The organism is Pseudomonas sp. MLB6B, from assembly GCF_054508135.1.
In genome coordinates this window covers 2,598,031-2,624,351 of sequence record NZ_CP199313.1, presented here as the reverse complement: position 1 = coordinate 2,624,351, position 26,321 = coordinate 2,598,031, and the positions used below count along the sequence as shown (strand labels likewise).

22 protein-coding genes are annotated in these 26,321 nt (G+C 66.9%); 12 read left to right on the top strand and 10 right to left on the bottom strand.

What is annotated here, in order from left to right; all coding sequences use genetic code 11:
• Positions 1-11: 11 nt before the first annotated feature.
• Genes lpdA through ACSMEV_RS11650 form a run of 4 tightly spaced genes read right to left on the bottom strand, consistent with a single transcriptional unit; the run spans position 12 to position 4,983 of the window.
• Positions 12-1,409, bottom strand: coding sequence for a dihydrolipoyl dehydrogenase (gene lpdA / locus ACSMEV_RS11665; protein ID WP_459205303.1), 1,398 nt, complete (start codon positions 1,407-1,409; stop codon positions 12-14).
• Between the two features lie 9 nt (positions 1,410-1,418).
• Positions 1,419-2,990, bottom strand: a complete 1,572-nt coding sequence (locus ACSMEV_RS11660) for a 2-oxo acid dehydrogenase subunit E2 (protein ID WP_459205302.1) — start codon at positions 2,988-2,990, stop codon at positions 1,419-1,421.
• A gap of 2 nt (positions 2,991-2,992) precedes the next feature.
• Positions 2,993-4,012 carry an alpha-ketoacid dehydrogenase subunit beta gene (locus ACSMEV_RS11655; RefSeq protein WP_459205301.1) on the bottom strand — a complete coding sequence of 340 codons (1,020 nt, stop codon included), beginning with the start codon at positions 4,010-4,012 and terminating at the stop codon, positions 2,993-2,995.
• Positions 4,013-4,023: 11 nt separating this feature from the next.
• Positions 4,024-4,983 (bottom strand): thiamine pyrophosphate-dependent dehydrogenase E1 component subunit alpha, encoded by a 960-nt coding sequence (locus ACSMEV_RS11650; RefSeq protein WP_459205300.1) that lies wholly within the window; start codon positions 4,981-4,983, stop codon positions 4,024-4,026.
• A gap of 207 nt (positions 4,984-5,190) precedes the next feature.
• Here ACSMEV_RS11650 and ACSMEV_RS11645 point away from each other — a divergent pair, with 207 nt between their 5' ends.
• Entirely contained in the window at positions 5,191-7,899 is a 2,709-nt protein-coding gene (locus ACSMEV_RS11645) for a LuxR C-terminal-related transcriptional regulator (protein ID WP_459205299.1), read from the top strand.
• A gap of 188 nt (positions 7,900-8,087) precedes the next feature.
• On the top strand, positions 8,088-8,339 hold the full coding sequence (locus tag ACSMEV_RS11640; protein WP_459205298.1) for a hypothetical protein: 252 nt from the start codon (positions 8,088-8,090) through the stop codon (positions 8,337-8,339).
• A gap of 47 nt (positions 8,340-8,386) precedes the next feature.
• Here the strand turns inward: ACSMEV_RS11640 and ACSMEV_RS11635 are convergent, their stop codons facing one another.
• Complete coding sequence (locus ACSMEV_RS11635) at positions 8,387-9,328, bottom strand: LysR family transcriptional regulator (RefSeq protein ID WP_459205297.1); 942 nt, start codon at positions 9,326-9,328, stop codon at positions 8,387-8,389.
• A gap of 140 nt (positions 9,329-9,468) precedes the next feature.
• Between ACSMEV_RS11635 and ACSMEV_RS11630 the strand changes: the two genes are divergently transcribed.
• On the top strand, positions 9,469-10,695 hold the full coding sequence (locus ACSMEV_RS11630) for an FAD-dependent monooxygenase (protein WP_459205296.1): 1,227 nt from the start codon (positions 9,469-9,471) through the stop codon (positions 10,693-10,695).
• A gap of 159 nt (positions 10,696-10,854) precedes the next feature.
• Here the strand turns inward: ACSMEV_RS11630 and ACSMEV_RS11625 are convergent, their stop codons facing one another.
• The gene (locus tag ACSMEV_RS11625; protein WP_459205295.1) at positions 10,855-12,237 is read right to left on the bottom strand and encodes an aminotransferase-like domain-containing protein; all 1,383 of its coding nucleotides are present in this window, start codon (positions 12,235-12,237) and stop codon (positions 10,855-10,857) included.
• 119 nt (positions 12,238-12,356) lie between these two features.
• Between ACSMEV_RS11625 and ACSMEV_RS11620 the strand changes: the two genes are divergently transcribed.
• The 3 genes from ACSMEV_RS11620 to ACSMEV_RS11610 all read left to right on the top strand — a co-directional run bounded on the left by ACSMEV_RS11620 (position 12,357) and on the right by ACSMEV_RS11610 (position 14,699).
• Positions 12,357-13,226, top strand: a complete 870-nt coding sequence (locus ACSMEV_RS11620; protein ID WP_459205294.1) for a DMT family transporter — start codon at positions 12,357-12,359, stop codon at positions 13,224-13,226.
• A 191-nt stretch (positions 13,227-13,417) separates the two neighbouring features.
• Positions 13,418-14,113: an SOS response-associated peptidase family protein gene (locus ACSMEV_RS11615; RefSeq protein WP_459205293.1), complete on the top strand. Its 696-nt coding sequence runs from the start codon at positions 13,418-13,420 to the stop codon at positions 14,111-14,113.
• A gap of 58 nt (positions 14,114-14,171) precedes the next feature.
• The gene (locus ACSMEV_RS11610; protein ID WP_459205292.1) at positions 14,172-14,699 is read left to right on the top strand and encodes a hypothetical protein; all 528 of its coding nucleotides are present in this window, start codon (positions 14,172-14,174) and stop codon (positions 14,697-14,699) included.
• A gap of 26 nt (positions 14,700-14,725) precedes the next feature.
• Here ACSMEV_RS11610 and ACSMEV_RS11605 read toward each other — a convergent pair whose 3' ends face one another.
• The gene (locus ACSMEV_RS11605) at positions 14,726-15,499 is read right to left on the bottom strand and encodes a PAS domain-containing protein (protein WP_459205291.1); all 774 of its coding nucleotides are present in this window, start codon (positions 15,497-15,499) and stop codon (positions 14,726-14,728) included.
• A 242-nt stretch (positions 15,500-15,741) separates the two neighbouring features.
• Between ACSMEV_RS11605 and ACSMEV_RS11600 the strand changes: the two genes are divergently transcribed.
• From ACSMEV_RS11600 to ACSMEV_RS11580, 5 genes are all read left to right on the top strand, one after another.
• Positions 15,742-17,358: an APC family permease gene (locus ACSMEV_RS11600; protein ID WP_459205290.1), complete on the top strand. Its 1,617-nt coding sequence runs from the start codon at positions 15,742-15,744 to the stop codon at positions 17,356-17,358.
• A gap of 22 nt (positions 17,359-17,380) precedes the next feature.
• Positions 17,381-18,307: a 4-hydroxyproline epimerase gene (locus ACSMEV_RS11595; protein ID WP_459205289.1), complete on the top strand. Its 927-nt coding sequence runs from the start codon at positions 17,381-17,383 to the stop codon at positions 18,305-18,307.
• Positions 18,308-18,348: 41 nt separating this feature from the next.
• On the top strand, positions 18,349-19,296 hold the full coding sequence (locus ACSMEV_RS11590) for a dihydrodipicolinate synthase family protein (RefSeq protein WP_459205288.1): 948 nt from the start codon (positions 18,349-18,351) through the stop codon (positions 19,294-19,296).
• An 85-nt stretch (positions 19,297-19,381) separates the two neighbouring features.
• Positions 19,382-20,959: an aldehyde dehydrogenase (NADP(+)) gene (locus tag ACSMEV_RS11585; RefSeq protein ID WP_459205287.1), complete on the top strand. Its 1,578-nt coding sequence runs from the start codon at positions 19,382-19,384 to the stop codon at positions 20,957-20,959.
• The gene (locus ACSMEV_RS11580) at positions 20,860-22,209 is read left to right on the top strand and encodes an NAD(P)/FAD-dependent oxidoreductase (RefSeq protein ID WP_459205286.1); all 1,350 of its coding nucleotides are present in this window, start codon (positions 20,860-20,862) and stop codon (positions 22,207-22,209) included. The genes ACSMEV_RS11585 and ACSMEV_RS11580 overlap by 100 nt, the downstream gene beginning before the upstream one ends.
• 314 nt (positions 22,210-22,523) lie before the next feature.
• Here the strand turns inward: ACSMEV_RS11580 and ACSMEV_RS11575 are convergent, their stop codons facing one another.
• Positions 22,524-23,321, bottom strand: coding sequence for an SDR family NAD(P)-dependent oxidoreductase (locus ACSMEV_RS11575; RefSeq protein WP_459205285.1), 798 nt, complete (start codon positions 23,319-23,321; stop codon positions 22,524-22,526).
• Positions 23,321-24,097: an alpha/beta fold hydrolase gene (locus tag ACSMEV_RS11570; protein WP_459205284.1), complete on the bottom strand. Its 777-nt coding sequence runs from the start codon at positions 24,095-24,097 to the stop codon at positions 23,321-23,323. The genes ACSMEV_RS11575 and ACSMEV_RS11570 overlap by 1 nt, the downstream gene beginning before the upstream one ends.
• Positions 24,098-24,359: 262 nt before the next feature.
• Between ACSMEV_RS11570 and ACSMEV_RS11565 the strand changes: the two genes are divergently transcribed.
• Entirely contained in the window at positions 24,360-25,712 is a 1,353-nt protein-coding gene (locus tag ACSMEV_RS11565; protein ID WP_459205283.1) for a PBS lyase, read from the top strand.
• A gap of 40 nt (positions 25,713-25,752) precedes the next feature.
• Here ACSMEV_RS11565 and ACSMEV_RS11560 read toward each other — a convergent pair whose 3' ends face one another.
• The gene (locus ACSMEV_RS11560; protein WP_459205282.1) at positions 25,753-26,268 is read right to left on the bottom strand and encodes a hypothetical protein; all 516 of its coding nucleotides are present in this window, start codon (positions 26,266-26,268) and stop codon (positions 25,753-25,755) included.
• Positions 26,269-26,321: the final 53 nt, after the last annotated feature.

Genomic DNA, 26,321 nt, shown 5'->3' with positions numbered 1-26,321 from the left:
CGTACTGGGGTTTATCGGTGCAAGGCCCGGCCACTGGCGGCCAGGACCGCCTCGTGCATGGCTTCGCTCAAGGTAGGGTGGGCGAACACCACCTGGCCCATGGCTTGCTCAGTGGCTTCCAGCGCGTGGGCAATGCCGAAGCCCTGGATCTGTTCGGTCACTTCCGGGCCCACCATGTGCGCGCCGAGCAGCTCGCCGCTGTCGGCATCGAAAATGGTCTTCACGAAACCCTGCGCCTCGCCCATCGCCAAGGCCTTGCCATTGGCCTGATAGTCGAAGCGCCCGATTTTCAGCGACCTGCCGGTGGCCCGCGCCGCCGCCTCGGTCAGGCCCAGGCTGGCGACCTGTGGCCGGGCATAGGTGCAGCCGGGCACGAAGGCCTTGTCGAGCGGATGCACGCCGGCCACCCCGGCCAGTTTCTCCACGCACAGCACCCCTTCATGGCTGGCCTTGTGTGCCAGGCACGGCGCACCGGCGACGTCACCGATGGCATAAAGGCCGGCCACATTGGTGCGGCACCAGGCGTCGGTCTTGACGAAGCCGCGCTCGATCTCCACCCCCAGCGCTTCGAGGCCGAGGTCTTCGCGGTTGGCCTGGATACCCGCTGCGAGCAGCACACGCTCGACGCTGAGCCGCTCTTCGCGGCCATCGGCCAGCCGCACGTTGCAGTGCGCCTGCTCGCCTTCGCTGTGCACGGCGCCGACGCTCGCCTGGGTCAGCACCCGGATACCGCGCCGGGCGAACTCACGCTGGACCAGGGCGGCCACCTCGTGGTCTTCGGCGGGCAGGATCTGCCCCGCCAGCTCCACCAGGGTCACGGCGCTGCCGAGGTCGGCATAGAGGCTGGCGAACTCCACACCGATCGCGCCGGAACCGACCACCAGCAGCGAGGCCGGCACCTGCTGCGGCACCAGCGCCTCGAAATAGCTCCAGATCCGCTCGCCGTCCGGCACCAGGCCTGGCAGCGGCCGCGGGCGGGCGCCGGTGGCGAGGATGACGTGCTTGGCCCGCAACGCCTGCTCGCCTTCGGCCGAGGACACGCTGACCTGTCCCTTGCCGGTCAGCCGGGCGTGCCCTTCGAACAGCGTTACCCCATTCTTGCGCAGCAGATGGGCGATCCCACCGGTGAGGGTGGTGGACACCTGGCGGCTGTGCGCCACCAAGGTGCGGATGTCGAACTGCACGTTGTCGACGCTGAAGCCGAAGGTGTCGAGGTGGCGCAGGGTATTCGCCACTTCGGCGCCCTTGAGCATGGCCTTGGTGGGGATGCAGCCCCAGTTCAGACAAATCCCGCCCAGATGCTGCTTTTCCACCAGCGCGGTGCGCAGGCCCAGTTGCGCTGCGCGGATCGCCGCCACATAGCCACCGGGCCCGCCGCCGACGATCAGTACATCGAATGTGTCGTGCATGGTGGCCTCCTAGACCAGCATCAGGGTGGGGTTTTCCACCCGTTGCTTGAGCGCTTTGAGGAAGGCCGCGCCCAGGGCCCCGTCGATCACCCGGTGGTCGCACGACAGGGTCACGCTCATCTGCATGCGCACCGCCGGTTGCCCCTCGTGCACCACCACCCGCTGTTCGCCCGCGCCGATGGCGAGGATCGCGCCTTGCGGCGGGTTGATGATGGCGTCGAACCGACGCACGCCCAGCATGCCCAGGTTGGACAGGCTGAAGGTGCCACCCTGGAACTGCTCGGGCTTGAGCGTGCCGGCCTTGGCCTGGGTAGCCAGGGCGAGCATTTCGGCCGACACCTCGGCCAGGCGCTTGCGGTTGGCCTGGCGCACGATCGGCGTGATCAGACCGCCGTCCAGCGCCACTGCAACGGCGATGTCGGCATCGGCATAGCGGCGGATCTCCTGGCGCTCGGCGTCGTACTGCACATTGACCCCAGGCACCTCCACCAGCGCCTGGGCGCAGGCCTTGATCAGCAGGTCGTTGACCGACAGCTTGACCGCCGGCACCGCGGCGTTGATCTCGCTGCGCAGCGCCAGCAACCGCTCCAGGTCGAAATCGGCATGCAGGCGGAAGTGCGGCGCTTCGCGCTTGGAAGCCTGCAAGCGCGCTGCGATGGCCTTGCGCATGCCGTTCATGGGCAGGGTGTCGAACGCTGCGGGCGCGCTGGCAGGCTGCTCGGCGCTGCTCGGCGACGGCGAGGCGATGCTGCGTTGCGCCTGCACGTCGGCCTTGCACACCCGGCCACGGCTGCCGGTGGCGCGGCAATCGTGCAGGTTGATGCCCCACTGCTGGGCCAGACGCCGGGCCAGGGGTGTGGCGGCGACCTGGCTGTCGTCGGCGCGCGAGGCTGCCGGCTGTGTGGCCTTGTGCACGGGCGCACGGCAGGCGACCTGGCCGCCAGCGGCGCGCACGGCGGCCTCGATGTCGGCGACGCTGATCCGAGCACCCCGGCCAGAACCAGGCACCTGGCCCAGGTCGAGGCCGAGCTCGGCGGCCAGCTTGAGGGCATGGGGCGTGGCGAAGGTATCCTCCGCGCTGACCCCACGCAGGGTTTGGGGGATCTGCCAATCGGCATCGGCAGGGGCGGACGTCGACTGCGCTTGTGCGGCGTCAGGTGCGGGCCGAGACGGATCGTTGCCTTGGGCTTGCTTGCCCGCCTGCGCGTCCGCACACGCTGCATTCGCCTCCGGCGCCGTTGAGGGCGGCGCGCCAGGCGCGGACGGCGCCGCGTCGGCCACGGCCGAGGCACTACCCCGCTGGGCCAAATAAGCATCGATCTCGGCCTCGCCGACCGAAGCCTCAGCCACCACCCCCAGCACGCCGCCGACCGCGATGGTGTCGCCGGGCTGTGCCACCTTGCGCCGCAACACCCCGGCGAACGGCACTTGCAGCACGTTGGCGATCTTGCTGGTTTCGATTTCGCACACCTCCTGCTGCTCGGCGAAGGCAGCGCCCTCTTCGATCAGCCAGCTGGTCAGCGTGCCCTCCTCCATCGACAGCCCCCATTTCGGCACTTCGATCGCGCGGATCTCACTCATGCTCAGCCCTCCATCACGGTGCGTATGGCAGCTTCGATACGTTGCGCGCTGGGAATCCAGGCCTGCTCCAGCACCGGCGAGAACGGCACGGGGGTATGCGGCGGGGTGACCAGGACGATCGGCGCCTTGAGGTGGTAGAACGCCTGGGAGGCGATCAGCGCAGCCACGTCGTGGGCAAAGCCGATGCGCGCGGCCGACTCGTCGACGATCACCACGCGCCCGGTGGAAGCCACCGATTCGAGAATGCCTTCTTCGTCCAGCGGCGACACGGTACGCGGGTCGACCACTTCCACCGAAATGCCTTCGGCGGCGAGCTTGTCCGCCACTTCGTTGGCCTTGTGCACCATCGCCGCCAGGGCGATGACGGTGACATCGGTGCCTTGGCGGGTGTAGTTGGCCACGCCGAAGGGAATGGTATAGCTGTGTTCGGGCACCTCGCCCTTGAGGTCGTAGAGGAGCTTGTGCTCGCAGAACACCACCGGGTCGTCGTCGCGGATCGCCTGGATCAGCAGACCTTTGACGTCGTAGGGGTTGGACGGCACCACCACCTTGAGCCCCGGCGTGGTGGCGAAGATGTTGTAGGGCGACTGCGAATGCTGGGCGGCGGCGGAAAAGCCGGCACCGATCATGCCGCGCACCACCAGGGGCGCCTTGGCCTTGCCGCCGAACATGTAGCGGAATTTGGCCGCCTGGTTGTAAAGCATGTCGTGGCAGACGCCGAAAAAGTCCATGAACATCAGCTCGGCCACCGGGCGCAGGCCGGTCACCGCCGCACCGGCGGCCATGCCGATGATCGCCGACTCGGTGATCGGCGTGTCGATCACCCGCGACGAGCCGAATTCGCTCCACAAGCCTTTGGTCACGCCGAGCACACCGCCGAAGGCTTCGCCTTTGCTGCCCACCTCGGCGGTGCCGGCCTGGCCGCCACAGACGTCTTCGCCGATCACCACCACGCGGGGGTCGAGTTGCATTTCCTGGGCCAGGGCTTCCTTGACCGCTTCACGATAAGTACGCATTGCCATGGTGCAGCTCCTCAGTAGGCGACGTAGACGTCGGTCAGCAGGTTGTCGACCGAGGGGTACTCGGCGGCGCGGGCCTTGGTCACGGCGTCGTCGACCTGGGCCTGGACCTCGTCGTCGATGGCGCGCAGTTCCTCGGCGCTCAACTGATCGCCTATGCGCTGGATGAAGTGCTGCAAGGGGTCGTGCTCGCGGCGCAGACGCTCGACTTCGCCGTCGGCGCGGTAGAGCATCGGGTCGCCTTCGAAATGGCCATGCCAGCGATGCGCCACCGCTTCGATGGCACTCGGCCCTTCACCATTGCGGGCGCGCTCCACGGCCTGCGCCGCCGCCTCGTACACGGCGAAGAAGTCGGTGCCGTCGACCTTCACCGCCGGCATGCCGAAGCCTGCCGCCCGGCTGGCGATGTCGCGCCCGCCCACGGCATAGTCGTGCCCGGTGGCCTCGCCGAAGCCGTTGTTCTCGAACACGAACACAGCGGGCAGCTTGAGCACCACGGCCATGTTCATGGCTTCGAACACCAGGCCCTGGTTGGAGCCGCCGTCGCCGGTGAACGACACCGCCACGTTGCGCGTGCCCAGGGTCTTGGCCGTGAGCGCCGCGCCGATGGCCAGGGGCGGCGCGCCGCCGACGATGGCGTTGGCGCCGAGCATGCCCTTGCTCAGGTCGGCGATGTGCATCGAGCCGCCCTTGCCGCGGCACAGCCCGGAAGCCTTGCCGAAGATCTCGGCCATCATGCCGTGCAGGTCGCAGCCCTTGGCGATGCAGTGGCCGTGCCCGCGGTGGGTCGAGCCTATGTAGTCGGCATCGGTGAGGTTCTCGCACACGCCCACCGCGATGGCTTCTTCGCCGCTGTAGAGGTGGATGAAGCCGGGAATGTCCCCGGTGGTGTTCTCGTGGTGCAGGCGCTCTTCGAACACGCGGATCTCGCGCATCTTGCGGTAGGCCTGGAGCAGTTGGGCCTTGCTGAGCATGGCTCGCCCTCATCTGTGTTGTTTTTAGAAAGGATCGGTGCGGATCAGCCGACCGACGACAGGGTTGGCTTACGGTAGGAAACTCTGCCCGAACCCATAACCACCCGGTTGGGGGGGGAGGCAAACACCCCCCGCGCGGATTACCCTTGCCAAACGCGTGTCTACAACAACAATGATCGCCACCCGACCGCCGCAGGATGACCGTCGATGGATCACCTGATACCCCCTAGCGCCCCGGCCTATGGCCGCAGCGTCCACAGCCTCGGCCAGGGCTTGCCGTTGATCGGCACCAAACTCGGCCCACCCCGCGCGGCCGGCACGCAACTGCTGCGCACGCGCCTGCTCGACAGCCTTGATCGTCTGCACCGACGCACCTTGGCCTTGGTCTGTGGCGGCGCCGGCTTCGGCAAGACGACCTTGCTCAGCCAATGGCGCCAGCGTCTGCTCGACCAGGGCCATGCGGTGGTCTGGCTGAGCCTGGACGAACAGGACGACGACCCGACCTATTTCCGCCGCTACCTGCTGGCCGCCCTGGGCAGCGTCGAGCCCGGCCTGAACGCGCCCGATGGCCCCGCGAGCGCGGCGGCCGAAGGCTTCATGCGTACCCTGATCAACCACCTGGGGCAGCGTCCGACGCCCTTGTATCTGGTGCTGGACGACGCGCATCTGGTTCGCCATCCGGCCATCGAGCATGACCTGCTCGAACTGGTGCTGCACGCCCCTGCCTGTCTGCACCTGGCGCTCGGCAGCCGTACGGCCAGCGCTTTGCCGCTGAGCCGCCTGCGCGCCCGCCAGCAGCTGGTCGAGATCGACGCCGACCAGCTGCGCTTCACCCTCGAGGAAGCCGAGCGCTATTTCGCCCGCGCCACCGAGCTGCGCCTGGACACGGCCGAACTGCAACGCCTGTTGCACCTGACCGAAGGCTGGATCACCGGCATCCAGATGGCTTCCCTGTCCACCGCCGCCAGTGCCGCCTCCGGCGAGCGCTGGGCGCACCTGGTGCGGGGTTCACGGATGATCGGCAGCTATCTGCAAGACGTGGTGCTCGCACCGTTGCCGACCGAGGTGCGTGATTTCCTCATGCAGACCTCGCTGCTCAACCGCTTCACCCCCGACTTGTGCAATGCGCTGACCGGTCGCGACGACGGCGAGCGAATGCTGGCGTTCGTCGAACGGCACAACCTGTTCATGTCGTGCCTGGACGGCCAGGGCCAGTGGTTTCGCTACCACGCGCTGTTCGCCGAGACCCTGCAACAGCGGCTGGCCAGCAGCGACTTCGACGTCGCGCAGCTGCACCAGCGCGCCAGCAACTGGCTGGCGGCCCATCAGCACTGGGCCGAGGCCATCCGCCATGCCTTGGCCGCCGGCCAGTCGGGCCACCCCACCGGTTGTGCCGACAAAGGCGCGCAGTCGCTGGCCGAGGAAGGCGACGTCGACACCTTGGTGCGCTGGCTGCAAGCCTTGCCGCCCAGCGCCTTGGCGGCACCGGACGAACAACGCATCGACCTGCAACTGAACCTGAGCTGGGCGCTGGCCCATCGCTTCCGTTTCGCAGAAGCCGAACGGCTGCTGCTGGACCTGGCACCCCTGTTGACCAGCCCAGGCCTCAGCCCGCGCCTGCTGGTCAAGCACCAGGTCATCTGTGCCATCAATGCCTCGTTCGCGGAACGCCTGAGTGTCGGCCTGGCCCAGGTCGAACCGCTGCTGGCCCAGGTGCCGTGCGGCGATCGTTGGGTCGATGGGCTGGTGTGCAACATCCTCAGCTACGGCTACCTGGTGCGTGGGCGCTACGCCGATGCGCAAGCGGTGCAGCGGCACATGCCCTGCCCGAGCAGCCCGGCGGACAACCTGTTCGTCAGCGTCTACCGAGCATTCATCCTGGGTTTGACTCACGTACGCCAAGGCGACCTTTCGGGTGGCGAGCACCACTATCGCCAGGCCCTGAGCCACGCCGAACACCTCACCGGGGCACAGTCCAGCGGCAGCGCTACCCTTACCGCCCTGCTCGCCGAGCTGTGGTACGAACGCGGCGATTGGCAGGCACTGGCCCGCGAACTGCAACCGCGGCTGCAACAGATAGATGCCATCGCGCCCCTGGATGCGCTGTTCGGCGCCTACCGCGCCCTCGCCCGCAGTGCTCTGCAAACGGGCGATCCCAACCAGGCCATGCGCCTGCTGGAACACGCCCAGCAACTGGCAACCCTACGCCGGTGGCCACGCATGCAAGGCCTGCTGCTGGCCGAACAGGTGCGGCTACAGGTGCTGGCCAACGCGCCTGTCCAGGCCCGGCAGCTGTGCCAGCAACTGACGCGCCTGAGTGCTGAGCACCCGAGCGATACCAACGCCCAACCCGCCCTCGAGCGATGCCGGCGAATCGGCCACGCCTGGCTGCTCACCGCCGAGGGGCAGCACGCCGAAGCCGCACAGTGCTGGGCGGAACAGGCCGAGGACGACGAACGGGCCGGCCAGACCCTGGAAGGCCTGCGCGCCCGTACGCAGTGGGCGACCCACCTGTGGTGCAGCGGCCAGGCCAAGCGCGCGGCCGAGGTGATGCTCCCCGTGTTGGAGATGGGTCAGCGGCAAGGCTTGCAGCGGACGCTGCTGGATGCCGGCCCCGCAGTCGTCCCTCTGCTGGAGCGGTGCGCCACACTCAGCGCCTCGGTCAAGGCGTACGCCCAGCAGGTGTTGCAGAGCGTGCCCGAGGCGTCATCGGGGGCAGCCCTGAACCTCAGCGAGCGGGAAAGCCAGACATTGCAGTTGGTCGCCCGGGGGCAGTCGAACAAGGAGATCGCGCGCAGCCTGGACATCTCGAGCGAGACGGTGAAATGGCACCTGAAGAATGTGTACGCCAAGCTCGAAGTGACCAGCCGGATACAGGCGTTGCATCGGGCGCGGGCGTTGAGTTTGTTGGATTGAAGGGGGGCCCCGCTTTTGCGGCGAGTGCCTGGCTCGTGGCAGACCGAAGTTGAATGTGAATTTTGCCAGCGCGTAGGGTCAGTACATTGATAGGGGTGCCATAGCCTGTCCATGCGCGCGCTACTGTACCAGCCGCGCACCGTCCTATGACACGCCGTACCTCAACACCTCATCTGCCGGGACTACCCATGACCCTAAACGAACAACTGGACACCCTGCGCATCGCCAAAGACCTGCGCACCCCCATCGAACGCTTGATGCGCGCCCTGGACGATGCCACCGACGCCGACGAGATCGCCCAGGAAGCGCAAATTCAGATCGAATTCGTGCAGGCCATGGAGGCCGCGAAGAAGATCCGCGGCCCACAGGTCGAAGCGCTCTACATCCTGTTCGACGATGCCGTGCAGGCGCGGCTTGAGGAAAGATCGGCTGGGCGTTGATCCGTAGCGCTGGGTCACCACTCGCAACCGAGCTTCGTCACCTCGGTCTAGACCGCGCCAGAAGATGCAGGGCCAGTGCACGGGCCACCCGCTCCCGCCAACCGCAGCTGTATCAACTCCAGCAGCGCTCGGACCCGCCGGGTCACGGAATGGCGGTGGCTGTAGGCCCCCAGCAACTGCAACGGCGCAGGACACAAGTCCAGCGGCACTTCCTGCAATCGACCCGCGGCCAGATCCTCTTGGCAAGGGTGGGCCGCCACGATCGCGAAACCGATGCCTTGCCGTGCGCCTGCCACGGCCAGCTCGCCGCTGTTGACACGGTAACGACTGCGCACCGGCACTTTTACGATCCGGCCGGAGGCGTCCAGAAACTGCCAGGGTTGGCCTTTCAGTGCACTGAGGGTGGTGATGCAGGGCAAGGCCTTGAGTTCGCGCACATGCCGCGGTAGGCCGGTCTTGGCGAGCAACGAAGGCGCGGCCACCACGATGCTTGGCAATATGGCGAGCTCGCGGGTGATGAACGTGCTGTCTTCCTGCTGCCCCCTGTGGAAGACGATGGACAGGTCGACATCCTCGCGAAGCGCTTCCAACCCTGTCATGCGGGTATCGCATTCGAGCTCGATGCCAGGGTGCAGGCTGCAAAACTCGGCAAGGATGGGCGCCAGCAGCCTGGGCGCCTCCGTGGGCATGCACATTTTCAAAGGCCCGCGCAGTTCGCGCTGCGCCGCACCTAGCGCTTCCTGCGTGGACAGCAAAGCGTCGAGCAAAGGCTTGGCACGTTCGTAGAGCAGCCGACCGGCTTCGGTCATGCGCAAGTGGCGGGTGCTTCGCTCAAGCAGGCGCACGCCGAGTGTGCGCTCCAGGGCCGCGACGTGGCGGCTGACGTTGGAGGACGGCATGCCCAACAGTCGCGAGGCGCCGACAAAGCTCTGCTCGTCGACCACTGCCGTATAGACCCGCACCGTATTCAGATCGAGTGCATCGCGCATCGATTATCCCGTTCGAGGTATGAAAGCGTCCCATTCTTGCACGCTAGTGCTCAGTAACAGTGAAATCTAAGCTGCGGTCCAGTCCGATTCGGGGCGCACAGTCGTGCACTGGGCACGGCGTGATCGAGGAGATATTCCACGTGGACATCGCAATATTGGGCGGCGGCATAGCGGGCTTGAGCGCAGCACTGGCCTTGCACCAACAGGGTCACCGGCCGCGGGTGTACGAGCGGCGCACGGTGCCGGCGACCCTGGGTGCCGGTGTGACGCTTTGGCCCAATGCCAGCTTCGTGCTGGCGCAATTGGGGCTGCTGCACGACATCGAGCGCCTCGGCGGTCGTCCGCTGGCGATGCGTCGCCACGATGCAGCGGGCAACGCACTGGGCGGCCTGGACATCGGTCTGCTCGACCGCACCATGGGCTACCCCACCTACACCGTGCTGCGCAGACACTTGCAGGCGGTGTTGCTCGACCATGCGGCCAGGGCGGGCATCGTCGTAGAGTTCGGACGGCAGGCGACGGGCATCGAGCTGGACGATCACGGCAAAGCCGTGGCCCACTTCGAACAAGGTGCCAGCATCCGCCCGGATCTGCTCATCGGCGCCGACGGACGCATGGCCTCCGTGGCGCGCAGGTTCGTCGCAGGGGACAACACCCCTGTCTATCAAGGCTTCGTGAATTGGGTCGGCGTGGCACAGGCGTCAAGGGCGCTGGTGGAAGACATGTCGATCCAGGACTTCTGGGGCATGGGCGAGCGCTTTGGCTGCGTCGCGGTGCGCCCCGACCTGGTGTATTGGGCCGCCGCGCAGACACGGCCCTTGCAAGCGGCCACGCCCGCCGCCAGTCCGCGCAAGGCACTCGACAGCCTGTTCGCGCAGTGGCCGGAGCAGGTTTCGAAGGTCATCCGCGCGACGCCGGAAGAGGCCATCCGGCTGATTGCGGTACATGACCTGGAGCCGCTGGACAGCTGGAGCCGCGCGAACGTCCTGCTGATCGGCGACGCCGCGCATGCGCCCTTGCCGACGTCCGGGCAAGGCGCCTGTCAGGCGCTCGAGGATGCGTGGCATCTGGCCCGGTGCCTCGCCGACGCACGTGGAGGCTTGCAAACAGTCTTCGAGACGTTTGCCAACATCCGCGCGCCAAAAACCGCGAGACTGGCCGAACAAGGCCGCGTCTTCGCACGCGGCCTGTTCGCCACGGACCCTGAAACCTGCCGCCTGCGCAACGAAAGGGCCAAGTCGTCCGACCCGGTGCGTGACGTGCAGGCCTTGGCGGCCGGCTGGGCGCAAGGCCTGCCGCTGCAGGATGTGGTTGGCAGCGCATCGGTCGAAAGCGGCAGCTTCGACAGCCTATACCGCACCGAATAATGACAATGCTCGAACGCCGTTGAGGTTTGCCTCTTCGGTCCGGTGCCAGATGCGCTACCCGCCGCTTTGGATGCGACGGGCTGCATGGGCATGGGCGCCGTCGGCTCAGTGCGACGCGTTGCGGTTCGACTTTCCAGCGAGCGTGGATTCACTCCGCGTTCAGGCGCGCAACGCCCGCTTCACCACCTCGAAGATCCTGCCATCCTCCGACTGAGCAACATTGAATCGCAGAAAATCCCCCGCCGTCATCGACTGGCTGAAAGCATTGCCCGGTGCCAATATCACGCCCTCTTCCAGGCACGCTTTGGCCAGCGTCGCGGCATCCCTGCCCGCAGGCAACTGGCACCACAGATACATCCCCGCCATCGGCACCAACCAAGGTTCGATGCCGATGGCCTGAAGCCGCGCCAGCGTTTTCTGCCTGGCGTGGGCGAGCCTGAGGCGCACACCGTCCATGTGCTTTCGGTATCCGCCATCGGTGAGGGCGTGGTGGACGATGTCCGCCGCCAGCCGGCCGCCGCCGAAGGTGGTGGCGATCTTCAGGTCGACCAGGCTGTCGATCCATTCGCGGCGGGCCGCGATGTAGCCGCAGCGGATCGAGGCCGAAACGGTCTTGGAAAAGCTGCCTATCTGGATCACCCGTGACAGGCCGTCGAAGGCGGCCAGCCGTGGCGCGGGCGTGGTCTCGAAGTCGCCGAAGATGTCGTCTTCCACGATCACCAGATCGGATGCGTCGGCCAGCTTCAGTAGTCTGTGCGCGGTGACCGGAGACAGGCTGGCACCGGTCGGGTTGTGCAGGCCGGAATTGGTGATGTAAAGCCGCGGCGCATGCGCGCCGAGGGCGGCGCCGAAGGCCTCGACGTCCGGCCCGGTTGCCGTGTACGGCACGCCCACGACCTTTACGCGATGGGCTTTGAGCAGGGCGTGGAAGTTGAAGTAACACGGATCGTCGACCAGCACGGTGTCACCCGGCGCCAGCAGAAACCGGCAGATCAGGTCGATGGCGTGCGTGCCGGATTCAGTGAGCAGGATCTGCCCCGCCGCGGCTTCGATTCCCATGCCCGCCAGGCGTCGCGACAGGAACTGCCTGAGCGGCGGATGCCCGAGGGGCGCTGCGTAGTCGGCCAGCATCGGCGCATCGGCGCGAGCCAGGGCGCGCAGCGCCTTGCGCACGCCCGCCTCGTACATCCAGGAAGCGGGCAACCAGCCGCACCCCGGTTTCAAGGCATCGCTGGAGGTTTCGAGGGACTGGCGCGAGATCCATAGCGGGTCGACGGCATGGTCGAGCTTGGGGCCGAGCTCGGTGAGCGCCAACGGCGCCACGGGCCCCGCGACGTAGAAGCCCGAGCCTGGACGTGCGCTGAGCACGCCTTCGGCCATCAGCCGCTCATAGGCTTCGAGCACGGTCGAGACAGAGACCTGCAACGCCTGGGCCATGGCCCGCACCGAGGGCACTCTGGCGCCTGGGGTGTAGGTGCGGGAAGCGACTTTGGACTGGATTTCGCCCATGACCGCTTGAATGCGCGTGCCGCTACGTTTCATCGAACCCCTAACTGTCTTGGATGGATAGGCATAACAGTTCGGCCGAATTGTAGTGGACTGTGCCTAGCCCTGGTAAGCCTGCCGATGATGTACTGCCCGCCCTGAACGAGGACGTGCCAATGGAAAAATCGACGAGCGGATGGATCAACGGCTTCATCGGCGTGGCTATTTTCGCAGGCTCCCTGCCGGCCACACGGGTGGCGGTGGCCACCTTCGAACCCACTTTCCTGACCTGCGCCAGGGCGACGATCGCCGCGCTGGTCAGCGCGCTGTTCCTGCTCGCGCTGCGGCAACCGCTGCCCCGGCGCGCTGATGTGGGGTCATTGGTGGTGACGGCGCTGGGCGTGGTGATCGGTTTCCCGTTGCTGACGGCGTTGGCCTTGCAGCATGTCACCTCCGCCCACTCCATCGTCTTCGTCGGGCTGCTGCCGCTGTGCACCGCAGGCTTCGCCGTGCTGCGCGGCGGCGAGCGACCGCGGCCGCTCTTCTGGGTGTTCTCGCTGATCGGTGCCGGGCTGGTGGTCGGCTATGCGTCGAGCAACGGCGCGCAAGCGTCGGTTGTGGGCGACCTGCTGATGCTGGCCGCAGTGGTCGTGTGCGGATTGGGCTATGCGGAGGGGGCGCGTCTGTCGCGCACCCTGGGCGGCTGGCAGGTGATCAGCTGGGCGCTGTTGGTGGCGGCGCCGCTGATGCTGCTGCTGACCCTCGCTACTTTTCCGGCGCTGGGCAGCTTCGCCGAGGTCAGCGCGCCAGCGTGGTTCAGCTTTGCCTACGTGTCGCTGTTCAGCATGCTGCTCGGGTTCGTGTTCTGGTACCGGGGGCTGGTCCAAGGTGGCATCGCGGCGGTTGGCCAACTGCAACTGCTGCAACCGTTCATGGGCCTTGGACTGGCGGCGGTGTTGCTGCACGAGCATGTCAGTTGGGCGATGTTGGCGGTCACGCTGGGTGCGGTGGCGTGCGTGGCCGGGGCGAAGCGATATGCCAAGTGAAGGGCGCACGTCTGGACACCTGCGAGTCGCCCGGTTTGAGGCAGGCGCGGCAGGCCGCCTGTCAGGGGGCTGCGCAAGGCGATGGTCATGGCGTGCGCGCCAGCACAGACTGCACATGCACAGAAATACGTGTGCCCCCCTGCCCCGTCGATCCCTGCCGGGCATCGCCGACCAACGCACCGAGGTGAAGGATGTGTGGACGCTACTCGCTGTACGAAGACATGGACCATTACCTGCGCCAGCTCGACCTCGACCTGCCGGTGGTCAACGGCTATGACCAAGCGCCCATCGACCGCTACAACGTCGCACCACACAGCAAGGTCGAGTTGATCCGCCAAGTGGAAAACGGCCTGAGCATCGACCGCGTGACCTGGGGCTGGGCACCGCACTGGGCCAACGGCAAAGGCCCGGTGCCGATCAACGCGCGCGGCGAAACGGTGCTTACCGGGCGCTTCTTCAGATCGCTCTGGCCCCACGGCCGTGCGCTGGCGCCGGCCAACGGCTGGTTCGAATGGGTCGCCGCCCCGGACGGCGGCAAGCGCAAGCAGCCGTACTACATCCATGCGGCCAACGACGAGCCGCTGTTCTTCGCGGCGCTGGCACAGGTCTCGGACGATGCCGAGCACAGCGGGCGGGACGGTTTCGTCATCCTCACCGGCGCCGCCGACGAAGGCCTGCTCGACGTGCACGACCGCAAGCCGCTGGTCCTTACCCCGACCCTGGCCCGGGAATGGCTGGACCCGAGCACCTCGGCCGCGCGCGCCGAAGCGATCGTGCGCGACGGGTGTCGGCGGGCGACGGATTTTCGTTGGCATGCGGTGGAGAGTGCGGTAGGCAATGTGCGCAATGACAATGCGATGCTCATCGAACCGATGGCAGCGGGCTGAGGAATGCTGCAGGCTTTCCTACCTCAATGGACACCAAGACAGGGGTAGGAGAATGGTCATGCAGCACCGCGCGAGAAACTTCAGAATAGACACTGTCGATTTACTGAAGATCGTTCCTAGAGAGGCGTTAATAGCCTGCTTTATAGTCGGAATACCGACTTACCTATTCGGCAAGACACCACAGGGCTTAGACACCATTGTTAGCGCATTGCTGGCAAATGAGGCATTGATCAAATACGCCTTTTGGACCTTGCCGGTCTTTTTACTGCTGCCGATCGTCAGGCGCTGTTTCCGCTCCAACACCGATGAGCGCAACGCTTGTTTTGATCGCCTGTACAACGTGATGATGGAAGCCAGCAGCAGCCTTTGGGCAATCCTGCGGGCCGGTTCGGGTGTGGCCATGGGCATTCTGGCGCTTTCCATCGAGACAACGCCGGCTCTTACTTCCGCCCATTACAAGACGCTATGCGGGATGCTGCTGTGCTGTTGCCTTGTCAGCAGTGCATTGTCTTTTTACAAAGCCAACGCCGACAGACACCTGTACCGCAGTCGTTACCAGAATCCGCTGCTGCTAAGAATCAAATAACCGGGCGTCTACACAGCTACGCTCCTTCACCCCTCCGTCGCCTTGCGATACTCGCGCGGCGTAAACCCCGTCAATTGCTTGAACTGCCGGCTGAACGCGCTGTGGTCAGTGTAACCGCAGCGCAAGGCCACCTCGGTGATCGGCAAGTCCGAATGCAACAGCCGGTGGGCCTGTTCCAGCCGCGCCTTGTGGATCATCTGCCGCGGCGTGAGATGGAACACGCGTTTGCAGTAGCGCTCCAGCTGGGCCACCGAGATGCCGGCGATGCGGGTCAGCTCGCTGAGGCTGATCGGCTGGTGGAAGTGCTGGCGGATGTGTTCGTCCACTGCCGCCAGCCGCTGGTAGGCCGGGTGGGTGTGGGCGGCCGACTGCAGATCCACGGAAATCCCCACCAGGCCGATGATGTCGCCGCCCTGGCCGTACAGCGGTCGCTTGTGGGTCAGGCACCAGCCGGGCTCGCGGCTGCCGTACAGGTGCAGCTCCAGTTGGTCTTCCAGCACCCGCCCGTCCTTGAGCACACGGCGATCCTGCTCGGTGTAGCCGGGGCCGAGTTGCGCCGGAAAGACCTCGGCGCTGGTCTTGCCCAGCAACGGCTGCAAACGCTTGAGCCCGCAGCGCTGCACCAGGGTGGTGTTGGCCAGCACGTAGCGGGCGGCGGGGTCCTTGATGAAGATCGCCGCGTTAGGGATGGCATCGAGGATCGGCAGCAGCAGCGAGACCCCGGCGAGCAGGGCTTCGAGGCTGGCCGGGCGGCAGTGCTCCAAGTAGGGAAACAGGCTGCCCAGGGGGGTATCGGTCATCTCTCGAACCCTTGTGCGAAGAGGCCTGGAGCCTAGCCCTGCGGCCTCGCCGCACGCCAGCGCTTTGTGGCGACTGTGCCGATTTCGTCATGGCCCTTGCAGAAAACCATCAAGAACCCTCGTCCTGATCGGTTCAGGCTATGCCCTACGCAAGCCGCCCACCGCCTACAACAACGCGGCCCCTGCGCCACCTTTCGTGACATCAGACCTGCCTACCCAATAACCAACAACAAGGCGAACCCATGTCAGGCAAATTCAAGAAACAGCTGTCGTTGCTCGACCTCACCTTCATCGGCCTCGGCGCCATCTTCGGCTCGGGCTGGCTGTTCGCGGCCAGCCATGTGTCGGCCATCGCCGGGCCGGCGGGCATTCTCTCATGGTTTCTCGGCGGCTTCGCCGTGCTGCTGCTCGGCATCGTCTACTGCGAACTGGGCGCCGCGCTGCCGCGGGCCGGTGGCGTGGTGCGCTACCCGGTCTACTCCCACGGCCCGCTGCTGGGCTACCTGATGGGCTTCATCACCCTGATCGCCTTTTCCAGCCTGATCGCCATCGAGGTGGTCGCCTCGCGCCAATACGCGGCTGCCTGGTTTCCGCAACTGACCAAGGTCGGCTCCAGCGACCCCACGGTGCTCGGCTGGCTGGTGCAGTTCGCGCTGCTCGGGCTGTTCTTCGTGCTCAACTACCGCAGCGTGAAGACCTTCGCCAAGGCCAACAACCTGGTCAGCGTGTTCAAGTTCATCGTGCCGCTGCTGGTGATCGGCGTGCTGTTCACCTTCTTCAAACCGGAAAACTTCGCGGTGCAAGGGTTCGCCCCGTTCGGCCTGTCGGGCGTGGAGATGGCGGTGTCGGCCGGTGGCGTGATCTTCGCCTACCTGGGCCTGACGCCGATCATCTCGGTGGCCAGCGAAGTGAAGAATCCGCAGCGCACCATCCCCATCGCGCTGATCCTCTCGGTGCTGCTGTCGACCGCGATCTATTCGCTGCTGCAACTGGCGTTTCTCGGCAGCGTGCCGACTGAAATGCTCACCCAGGGTTGGGCCGCGGTGTCCAAGGAACTGGCCCTGCCCTACCGCGACATCGCCCTGGCACTGGGCGTGGGCTGGTTGGCCTACCTGGTGGTGGCCGATGCGGTGATCTCGCCCAGCGGCTGCGGCAACATCTATATGAACGCCACGCCGCGGGTGGTCTACGGCTGGGCGCAGACCGGCACCTTCTTCCGCTATTTCACCCGCATCGACGAGCAGTCGGGCATCCCGCGCCCGGCACTGTGGCTGACCTTCGGCCTGGCGGTGTTCTGGACCCTGCCGTTCCCTTCGTGGGAAGCGCTGATCAACGTGGTCTCCGCCGCGCTGGTGCTGAGCTACGCCGTGGCGCCGGTGACGGTGGCCGCCCTGCGCCGCAACGCTCCCGACATGCCACGCCCGTTCCGAGTTAAAGGCATGGGCGTGCTCGGGCCGCTGTCGTTCATCATCGCCGCGCTGATCGTCTACTGGTCGGGCTGGAACACCGTGTCGTGGCTGCTGGCCCTGCAGATCCTGATGTTCGTGCTGTACCTGCTGTGCGCCCGTTTCGTGCCCACCCAGCACCTGTCGCTGGGCCAGCAGGTGCGCTCGTCGGCCTGGCTGATCGGCTTCTACGCCGTGACCATTCTGCTGTCGTGGCTGGGCAGCTTCGGCGGCTTGGGCGTGCTCGGCCATCCGCTCGACACCCTGGCCGTGGCTGCCTGTGCCCTGGGCATCTACTACTGGGGCGCGGCTACCGGCGTGCCGGCGCACCTGGTGCGACTGGAAGGCGATGACGAAAGCGAAGCCTCCAGCGACGCCCCCACCGGGCAGCGCAGCGCTGCGCTGGCCCCCTGACCTTCTGCCGACGGATAAGCCCATGAAGACCATCCACATCATCGATTCACACACCGGTGGCGAGCCCACGCGCCTGGTGCTCGACGGTTTCCCGGCGCTGCTGGGGCGCGACATGGCCGAGCAACGCGACGAGCTGCGCGAACGGCACGACCACTGGCGTCGCGCCTGCCTGCTGGAGCCACGCGGCAACGACGTGCTGGTGGGCGCACTGTACTGCCCGCCCGTCTCGCCCGGCGCCACCTGCGGCGTGATCTTCTTCAACAACGCCGGCTATCTGAACATGTGCGGCCACGGCACCATCGGCCTCATCGCCTCGCTGCGGCACCTGGGCCGGATCGCCCCCGGCGTGCACCTGATCGACACGCCGGTCGGCCAGGTCAGCGCCACCCTGCACGACGACGGCAGCGTCACCGTCGGCAACGTGCCGTCCTACCGCTACCGCCGGCAGGTGGCCGTCGACCTGCCCGGCCACGGTGTGGTGCACGGCGACATCGCCTGGGGCGGCAACTGGTTCTTCCTGGTCGGCGAGCATGGCCAGCGCCTCGCACTGGACAACCGCGATGCCCTCACCGACTACACCTGGGCCTTGCTCAAAGCCTTGGAGGCTCAGGGCATCACCGGCGAACAGGGCGCGCCCATCGACCATGTCGAGCTGTTCGCCGACGACCCCCAGGCCGACAGCCGCAATTTCGTCATGTGCCCCGGCAAGGCCTACGACCGCTCTCCCTGCGGCACCGGCACCAGCGCCAAGCTGGCGTGCCTGGCGGCCGACGGCGCGCTGGCCGAGGGCGAGGTCTGGGTGCAGGCGAGCATCACCGGCAGCCAATTCCAGGGCCGCTACGAACGCGACGGCGAGCACATCCGCCCATTCATCACCGGCCGCGCCCACATGACCGCCGACAGCACCTTGCTGATCGACGAACAGGACCCTTTCGCCTGGGGCATCTGAACCCAGCGTTTTTCGACTCGAACCGAACAGGAGCTAACACCATGACCCACAACATCTTCAACGGCACCATGCCCGCCCTCATGACTCCCTGCACCGCCGCCCGCACGCCGGACTTCGACGCCCTGGTGCGCAAGGGCCGCGAACTGATCGATGCCGGCATGAGCGCCGTGGTGTACTGCGGCTCGATGGGCGACTGGCCGTTGCTGAGCGAGGCCGAACGCCAGGAAGGCGTGGCCCGGCTGGTGGCGGCCGGCGTTCCGACCATCGTCGGCACCGGGGCGGTGAACAGCCGTGAGGCCGTGGCCCATGCCGCCCACGCGGCCAAGGTCGGCGCGGCCGGGCTGATGGTGATTCCACGGGTGCTCAGCCGCGGCGCATCGCTGATCGCGCAAAAGCACCACTTCTCGGCGATCCTGGCCGCGGCGCCGAACCTGCCCGCCGTGATCTACAACAGCCCGTACTACGGCTTCGCCACCCGTGCCGACCTGTTCTTCGAACTGCGTCGCGAATTCCCCAACCTGATCGGCTTCAAAGAGTTCGGCGGCGGCGCCGACCTGCGCTACGCCGCCGAGCACATCACCTCCCAGGACGACGCCGTGACGCTGATGGTCGGCGTCGACACCCAGGTGGTGCATGGCTTCGTCAACTGCAACGCCACTGGCGCCATCACCGGCATCGGCAACGCCCTGCCACGCGAAGTGCTGCAACTGGTGAGCCTGAGCAAGCAGGCGGCCAAGGGCGACGCCCGCGCCCGGCGTCTGGCACGCGAGCTGGAAGCGGCCTTGGCCGTGCTCTCGTCGTTCGATGAAGGCTGCGACCTGGTGCTGTACTACAAGCACCTGATGGTGCTCAACGGCGACCGCGAATACGCCCTGCACTTCAACGAGACCGATGCCCTGACCGATGCGCAACGCAACTACGCCGAACAGCAATACGCGCTGTTCCGCAGCTGGTATGCCAGCTGGTCGGCTGAGCAGAACCTGGCCTGATGACTGCGGCTGCCGGGCGCGTCCTCGCATCGCGAGCGCCACGCTCGGCAGCGCTATCGCCCCTTTCCACGATCGAGGACGCCCCATGACCCTCACCGGCAATCTGCTGATCGGCCAGACATCGGTCACCGGCACCCAAGCCCCCCTTCATGCCATCGATCCGGCTAGCGGTCAGGCACTGCAACCGCCCTACCCCGGTGCCGACGCGGCGCAGGTGGCCCAGGCCTGTGCCCTGGCCGAGTCGGCCTTCGACGCACTGCGCGAGACCTCACTGGAGCAACGCGCGCACCTGCTCGAAGCCATCGCCGAGCAGATCGAAGCGCTCGGCGACGCGCTGATCGAGCGCGCCGTCGCCGAAAGCGGCCTGCCCCAGGCGCGCATCCAGGGCGAGCGCGCGCGCACCTGTGGCCAGTTGCGCCTCTTCGCCCGCGTGGTGCGTGCCGGCGAATGGCTCGACGTGCGCATCGACCCGGCGCAACCCGAACGCCAACCGCTGCCGCGCCCCGACCTGCGCCAACGGCAGATCGCCCTGGGGCCGGTGGCGGTGTTCGGCGCCAGCAACTTTCCGCTGGCCTTTTCGGTGGCCGGCGGCGACACCGCCTCGGCGCTGGCCGCCGGCTGTACGGTGGTGGTCAAGGCGCACAGCGCCCACCCCGGCACCAGCGAGCTGGTGGGCCAGGCGGTGGCGCGCGCCGTGCAGCGGTGCGGCCTGCCGGAAGGCGTGTTCTCGCTGCTGTATGGGGTGGGCAACGCGGTGGGCATCGCGTTGGTCAGCGACCCGCGGATCAAGGCCGTCGGTTTCACCGGCTCGCGCAGCGGCGGCCTTGCGCTGTGCCAAGCCGCCCAGGCGCGGCCGGAGCCGATTCCGGTGTATGCGGAGATGAGTTCGATCAACCCGGTGTTTCTGTTCCAGGCGGCGCTGCAAGCGCGTAGCGAAAGCCTGGCGCAGGGCTTCGTCGCCTCGCTCACCCAAGGCGCCGGCCAGTTCTGCACCAACCCAGGGCTGGTGATCGCCCGCCAGGGGCCGGCCTTGCAGCGCTTCGTCGAAGCGGCCGGCGCGCGGTTGGGCAAAGCCGCCGCGCAGACCATGCTCACCCCTGGCATCGCCAGCGCTTACCGGCACGGCACCGAAACCCTGGCCGCCCATGCCCAGGCCACCACGGCGGCGAGCGGTCAGCCCACGCAGAGTGCCAACCAGGGCCAGGCGCAGTTGTTCGTTACCGACGCGCAGGCCTTCCTCGCCGACAAGGCCTTGCAGGCCGAGGTGTTCGGCGCCGCGTCGCTGGTGGTCGCCTGCGCCAGCGACGCACAGATGAAGGCAGTGGCCGAGCACTTGGAAGGCCAACTGACGGCCACGCTGCATCTGGACGACGCCGACCTCGACGCGGCCCGCGCGCTGCTGCCGACGCTCGAGCGCAAGGCCGGTCGCCTCTTGATCAACGGCTGGCCGACCGGCGTAGAAGTGTGCGACGCCATGGTCCACGGCGGGCCGTTCCCGGCCACTTCCGATGCCCGCACCACCTCGGTGGGCACGGCGGCGATCCTGCGTTTCCTGCGACCGGTGTGCTACCAGGATTTCCCCGACACGCTGCTGCCCCAGGCGCTCCGGCACGGCAACCCGCTGCGCCTGCGGCGTCTGCTCGACGGCAAGCGGGAAGACTGAGCATGGAGCACTCCCCTGCTACCGATATCGTCGTGGTCGGCGCCGGCATCATCGGCGTGGCCTGTGCTCTGCAATTGGCCCGGCAAGGCCGCCGGGTAATGCTGGTGGACCGACAGACCCCCGGCCAGGGCGCGTCCTGGGGCAATGCCGGGCACCTGGCCACCGAGCAGGTGTTCCCCATCGCCGACCTGTCGATCCTCAAGCGCCTGCCACGCATGTTGCTCGACCCCATGGGGCCGCTGCGCCTGGACTGGAAGTACCTGCCCCAGGCCCTGCCCTGGTTCACCCGTCTGCTGCTCAACCTGCGCCCCGCGCCGTTCCGGCGCAGCGTTGCCGGTATCCGGGCGCTGAACGAGGGCAGTTTGCAGGCCTGGCAACGCCTGCTGGCCTCGATCGGGCGCAGTGGGCTGTTCCATCGCGACGGCTCGCTGCTGGTGTTCGAGCAGGCGCAGTCGCGTGAGGCGCTGTTAGCGCTCAAGGCGCGGATGCAACAGCAACAGGTGCCTGTGCAGCTGTGGTCCGCGCAGGACGTGCAAGCCGCCGCGCCGCAGTTGAATCCGGCGCTGCTCGGTGGCTTGTTCTTTCCCGAGACCGGCCATTTCGTCGATCCCTATGTTGTACTGTGTGCGTTGTTCGAGGCGGCCCGAGCCCAAGGGGTGCGTTTCGTCCAAGCGCGGGTCGATGGTGGGCAGTTGCGCGGCGACGGGGTGAGCCTGACCAGCGACATCGGCCCGCTGCACGCCCGCCAGGTGCTGCTCTGCTGCGGCGCGCACTCGGCGCACCTGACCGCTGCGCTGACCGGCAAGCGCGTGCCGCTGGACACCGAACGCGGCTACCACTTGATGCTGCCCCACGAACGGCAGCGCCTGCCGTTCGCCGTCACCTCGCTGGAGCGCCGATTCATCATGACGCCCATGGATAGCGGCCTGCGCCTGGCCGGCACGGTGGAGTTCGCCGGGTTGCAGGCGCCGGCGAACATGCAGCGCGCCTGGCAACTGCATCGCCTGAGCGAAGGGCTGTTCCGACAGGGGCTGAGCGCCGAGGGTGCCACGCCATGGATGGGCATGCGACCGTCCCTGCCCGATTCGTTGCCGGTGATCGATAAGGTGTGCGAGGGCCGGGTGTTGCTGGCGTTCGGGCATCAGCATCTGGGGCTGACTCAGGCGGCGATTACCGCAGAGTGGATCGGTGCATTGGCGGCCGACGGGGATGCGTCCATGACGCAGGCTTACCGGCTGAATCGCTTTTGAAACATTCAGAATCGGAAGCAGTGAGGGTTGCCGGCCAGTACCGGTCGGCCAAGCTGAAGTCGGGTTGATCAGGGCTGCTTTGCAGCCCATCGCGGCTGAAGCCGCTCCTACAGGAGAGGCGAAAACTTGTGGGAGCGGCCGGTTCGGCGCTCCGATTAGCCGCGATGGGCCGCAAAGCGGCCCCGATTGCTGGCTGACAGGCATTGAGGTGTCGCCGTTCGAACGCTCGGGCCGAACGACGACACACTCTTTTCAATAATGCCGAGCGTTGACTGGCTCAGACCACGTCATTCGCGAGGCGCCAACCAACCGCGTCAGTTCTGCACGCTCTGCACCGAGCCGCCGTCCACGCGCAGGTTGCTGCCGTTGATGAACGACGCCCGCTCGGACACCAGCAAGGCGATGGCCGACGCCACTTCTTCGGGCTGTCCGCGACGCTTCTGGACGATGCCGGGGCGTTCTTCTTCCAGGAAGCTCTGCACTGCCTCGTCGAAGCTGACGCCCAACGCCTTCGCACGCTGCTCCATCATGCCGTTGGTCATACCGGTCTCGATGAAGGCAGGCGCGACGGTGTTGCACAGTACGCCGTGGGCTGCTTCCTTGTACGACAGGTTCTTGATGAAAGCCGCCAGCGCCGCCTTGGCCACGTTGTACACGGCCTCTTCCCAATAGGGTTGCACGGCGTTTTCCGAGGTGATGCACACCAGGCGGCCCCAGCCGCGCTTGCGCATGGCCGGTACAGTGGCGCGGGCGACGCGTACGGCGCTGAAGAAGTCGGTGGCCCAGGCCTCTTGATAGTCGTCGTCCGACACCTCCAGCGGGTCACCCTTGGCGCCAGTCACGCCGGCGGTGTGCACCACGATGTCGACCTGACCGAAACGGGCTTCGGCCTGTTTCACCAGGTCGTCGACCGCGGCCTGATCGGTCATGTCCGCCGCCACCAGTAACGGCTCGCCGGCGACGTCTGCCGTGGCCTCTTTGAGCTTGTCCTGATCCAGATCGGTCAACACCAGCTTCACGCCCTCTTCGGCCAGCAGGCGCGCAGTCGCCAGACCAATGCCCCCACCCGCGCCACTGATCAATGCCACACGGTTCTTCAAGCCTAAGTCCATCAACGATCTCCTTCAGGGATACGAGCAGCGATACGGTGAGCGAATTCGAGCATCGGCTTGGCCAATGCGAGGGGCGTTTGCAAGGGCATCAGGTGCCCGGCGCCCGGAAGCGTCAGCAAAGCGCTGTCGGAAAAGTGCGACAGCGTCGTGCGCTGCTGTTCAGCGGCGCCCGGCACCTGCGCATCGTCTGCGCCGCAGACCAGCAGCACCGGGTACGGCAGGCTGCCGATGCGCGGCTGCCAGTCCTCGCGGCTGCCGTGGTCGACCCAGGCGCGCCAGGCGTCGAGGTTCACCGCTTGCGCGTCGGCGATGGCCACTTCGCGCAGCGGTTCTGGCAGGCGGTGGTAGCTGGAATCGTCGACGAAGGCTTCCGCTTCCTTGCGCGACGCGGTGTAGGCACGCTGCTGGGCGCGGTCTTCATCGCTCATCGGCTGCGGGCCGGGCGGCGAAGGCGCCACCAACACCAAACCGTGCAGGTAGTCGGGACGGCGCGAGGCCAGGACCACGGCCACTTTGCCGGTCATCGAATGGCCAACGAGAATGCAGCGCTGAACGCCGAGCTCGCGGATGCTGGCGTCGACCTGGTCGGCCATCGCTTCGACCGAATAGCCGCCGATGCCGTGGGCATCGCCGAAGCCGGGTGTGTTCAACGCGACGCAGGTGTGTTCGCGGTCGAGAAAGGGAATCGTAGGGCCCCAGGTGCGGTGGGAACCGCCGAGGAAGTGCATCAGAACGAAGGTGATCGGGCCGTGGCCCTGCTGGCTGTGTGGAAGCATCGCACGCGTGTCTCGTGGGGTTTATGAATGGAGAGAGGTGCGCGAAAAGGAGTTCATTTATTTGCGGGGTGGCGCCCGTTGCACGGTGACGGCGATGGATGGGTATAGTTGCCCTCGCCCCAGGATGGGCCATCCGGCAACGTACGCTGGTAGGCTGGAGGACCATCCCGCCAAGCCTGAAACGGCGCACGTCTCGCGCTTGTCCGAACCTGGCCGTGGCCAGGCATCATCCTTCTAAAAAGCGCCAAGGAGGCCCCTGCCGATGACCCTGCGCAGCTGGCTCGATCCCTTCAAGAAACTGCTGGTGACCGCACGCGCGCCAGCGCCCCACGCCGTTCCTGACACCGCTCCTGAGCAACCCCCGCCCATGTCCACGACTGGCACTTGGCTGGAAGCCAGCCGGCATCCCTCCGGCTACGTCCGCGAGCGTGCGGTGAAAGCCCTGTCCGAACGCCCGTCCGGCGAGGCGTTGGTGGCGCTGGTCGAGCGTTTGAACGACTGGGTTCCACAGGTGCGCGACGCGGCAAGGGCCGGTGTGCAGACGTACCTCGAGCCTGGGCAGTTGGCAGCGCTGCTGTTCGCGCTGCGACCGCTGATGGCACTGGCGACGCGTCAGCGGGTCGACCACAGCGCGACCCTGGCGGCCTTGCGCGCACTGCTGCAGGCGCCCGAAGCACGCGACGAAGTCCACGCAAGCTTTCTCACGCAACAGGGCAAGGCGGCGTGCTACCTGTTCGGTGTGTTGCTGGAGGCGGCCAGCGAGCCGTACGCGCTGCTGCATGAGGCCTTGGTCCATCGCGAGCCGCTGGTGCGCCTGGCAGCGGTCGATGCTTGCGCAGGGCTCGCCACCGCGCAGGCCCACCGACTGCTGCTTGGCGCCTTGCCCAAGGCATCGGCCAAACTGCGCGTACGTCTGTTGCGGGTGGTATTACCCGTGGTGCCAGCCCCACAGGGCCTGCTGCAAGACGCGTTGCTGCATAGCTCCGGCGGAGTGCGCAATCTGGCGCTGTGGGCGTGTGCGCGCTACGCAGTGGATGCGCCAGCCGTGCTGGCGCAACGGTTCGAAGGGCCACCCCCCGTGGCCAAGGCGCATTGGCTGGGCGTACTGGGGTTGGCGCGCGAATTGAAGATGGAAGTGCCTGCCGGGTGGTGGCACGCGGCAATGCATGCTGCGGGCTGGTCGGTGCGCCTGGCGGCGGTGCAGTCGCCAGGCGAGCGACCCGTGGCCACCTGGTTGGCGGCGGCGGACGACCCTTCCGAGCGCGTGTTCGACGCGCTCGTCAGCCGCCTGAACACCTTCCCATGGGCCACGCTGGAGCCTGCGGTCCGCGCCCTGCTGGACCGGCAGTGGCACCTGCTCGCACCTGGACGCCGGCAACGACTCCTGGCGTTGTTGGCCGGTTGGCAACAGGTCGGCTATCTCCTCGACCGGTGGGTGGACGAGCCCGCGCATCGGGCGCGATGGCTGGACACAATCGCCGCATGGTGCGATTGCGCCTACGGACTCAGGGACGCCGTCACGCCCCAGGAACGGCGCTCGGCGATCAAGGCGCAATTGCAGGCCCTGGTCAGGCAAGGAGCGCTGGACGAGACGCGCGTGGCGCACCTGTACTGACTGCGCCGTCGCAGCGATCGGTGCGCGCAGGCTCGCGGCCTCAAGGGCAACCTAGCGCATCGTCCGGATCGCAGGGCACTTGGTCGAGCACTTCGCTGAACTGGTCCACGGTAACGCGTGCGCACTGTTTGTCGGCCACCGTACGGTCCGACGAATCCAGGACCGCCACCCCGGCGATGTTCACCTCGCCCTGCCCGCCATCGCCCTCGTAGCGGCTGTAGACGTTGTAGCTGTAGGTGCCCGAGGTGAACCTGATCTGCTGGTGGTCCACCTGGTAGCGGATGTAGTGGTTGGCCTTGAAATCCTTGAGCGAGTAGCCGCCGCGCGGGTACTCCAACTCCGTGCGGCCATGGCGGGCGAAGCGGTATTGCAGGCCGGTGAGCGGCCCTTGCAGGGGCTGGGCGCACAGCGCCAGGGTGCCGCCGCCCTTGAGCTCGCAGGCGAACACCGGGCGCGCATCGCCACAGCTCGCGTCGGGCGCTGCCACTACGAGGGTTGGGCTGGACACCAGGTAGAGCAAGGTGCCGAAGGCGAAGTATCTGCTCAGCGAGCGCATGTCGGAAACGTTCCTTTGTGGCGATTGGGGTCGATGCAACGTTGGATGATCGC

What these genes read in the sequence shown, in the direction of transcription:
- lpdA (WP_459205303.1), bottom strand. Translation starts at nt 1,409, where the DNA reads ATGCACGACACATTCGATGTACTGATCGTCGGCGGCGGGCCCGGTGGC.
- ACSMEV_RS11660 (WP_459205302.1), bottom strand. Translation starts at nt 2,990, where the DNA reads ATGAGTGAGATCCGCGCGATCGAAGTGCCGAAATGGGGGCTGTCGATG.
- ACSMEV_RS11655 (WP_459205301.1), bottom strand. Translation starts at nt 4,012, where the DNA reads ATGGCAATGCGTACTTATCGTGAAGCGGTCAAGGAAGCCCTGGCCCAG.
- ACSMEV_RS11650 (WP_459205300.1), bottom strand. Translation starts at nt 4,983, where the DNA reads ATGCTCAGCAAGGCCCAACTGCTCCAGGCCTACCGCAAGATGCGCGAG.
- ACSMEV_RS11645 (WP_459205299.1), top strand. Translation starts at nt 5,191, where the DNA reads ATGGATCACCTGATACCCCCTAGCGCCCCGGCCTATGGCCGCAGCGTC.
- ACSMEV_RS11640 (WP_459205298.1), top strand. Translation starts at nt 8,088, where the DNA reads ATGACCCTAAACGAACAACTGGACACCCTGCGCATCGCCAAAGACCTG.
- ACSMEV_RS11635 (WP_459205297.1), bottom strand. Translation starts at nt 9,328, where the DNA reads ATGCGCGATGCACTCGATCTGAATACGGTGCGGGTCTATACGGCAGTG.
- ACSMEV_RS11625 (WP_459205295.1), bottom strand. Translation starts at nt 12,237, where the DNA reads ATGAAACGTAGCGGCACGCGCATTCAAGCGGTCATGGGCGAAATCCAG.
- ACSMEV_RS11620 (WP_459205294.1), top strand. Translation starts at nt 12,357, where the DNA reads ATGGAAAAATCGACGAGCGGATGGATCAACGGCTTCATCGGCGTGGCT.
- ACSMEV_RS11615 (WP_459205293.1), top strand. Translation starts at nt 13,418, where the DNA reads ATGTGTGGACGCTACTCGCTGTACGAAGACATGGACCATTACCTGCGC.
- ACSMEV_RS11610 (WP_459205292.1), top strand. Translation starts at nt 14,172, where the DNA reads ATGCAGCACCGCGCGAGAAACTTCAGAATAGACACTGTCGATTTACTG.
- ACSMEV_RS11605 (WP_459205291.1), bottom strand. Translation starts at nt 15,499, where the DNA reads ATGACCGATACCCCCCTGGGCAGCCTGTTTCCCTACTTGGAGCACTGC.
- ACSMEV_RS11600 (WP_459205290.1), top strand. Translation starts at nt 15,742, where the DNA reads ATGTCAGGCAAATTCAAGAAACAGCTGTCGTTGCTCGACCTCACCTTC.
- ACSMEV_RS11595 (WP_459205289.1), top strand. Translation starts at nt 17,381, where the DNA reads ATGAAGACCATCCACATCATCGATTCACACACCGGTGGCGAGCCCACG.
- ACSMEV_RS11590 (WP_459205288.1), top strand. Translation starts at nt 18,349, where the DNA reads ATGACCCACAACATCTTCAACGGCACCATGCCCGCCCTCATGACTCCC.
- ACSMEV_RS11585 (WP_459205287.1), top strand. Translation starts at nt 19,382, where the DNA reads ATGACCCTCACCGGCAATCTGCTGATCGGCCAGACATCGGTCACCGGC.
- ACSMEV_RS11575 (WP_459205285.1), bottom strand. Translation starts at nt 23,321, where the DNA reads ATGGACTTAGGCTTGAAGAACCGTGTGGCATTGATCAGTGGCGCGGGT.
- ACSMEV_RS11570 (WP_459205284.1), bottom strand. Translation starts at nt 24,097, where the DNA reads ATGCTTCCACACAGCCAGCAGGGCCACGGCCCGATCACCTTCGTTCTG.
- ACSMEV_RS11565 (WP_459205283.1), top strand. Translation starts at nt 24,360, where the DNA reads ATGACCCTGCGCAGCTGGCTCGATCCCTTCAAGAAACTGCTGGTGACC.
- ACSMEV_RS11560 (WP_459205282.1), bottom strand. Translation starts at nt 26,268, where the DNA reads ATGCGCTCGCTGAGCAGATACTTCGCCTTCGGCACCTTGCTCTACCTG.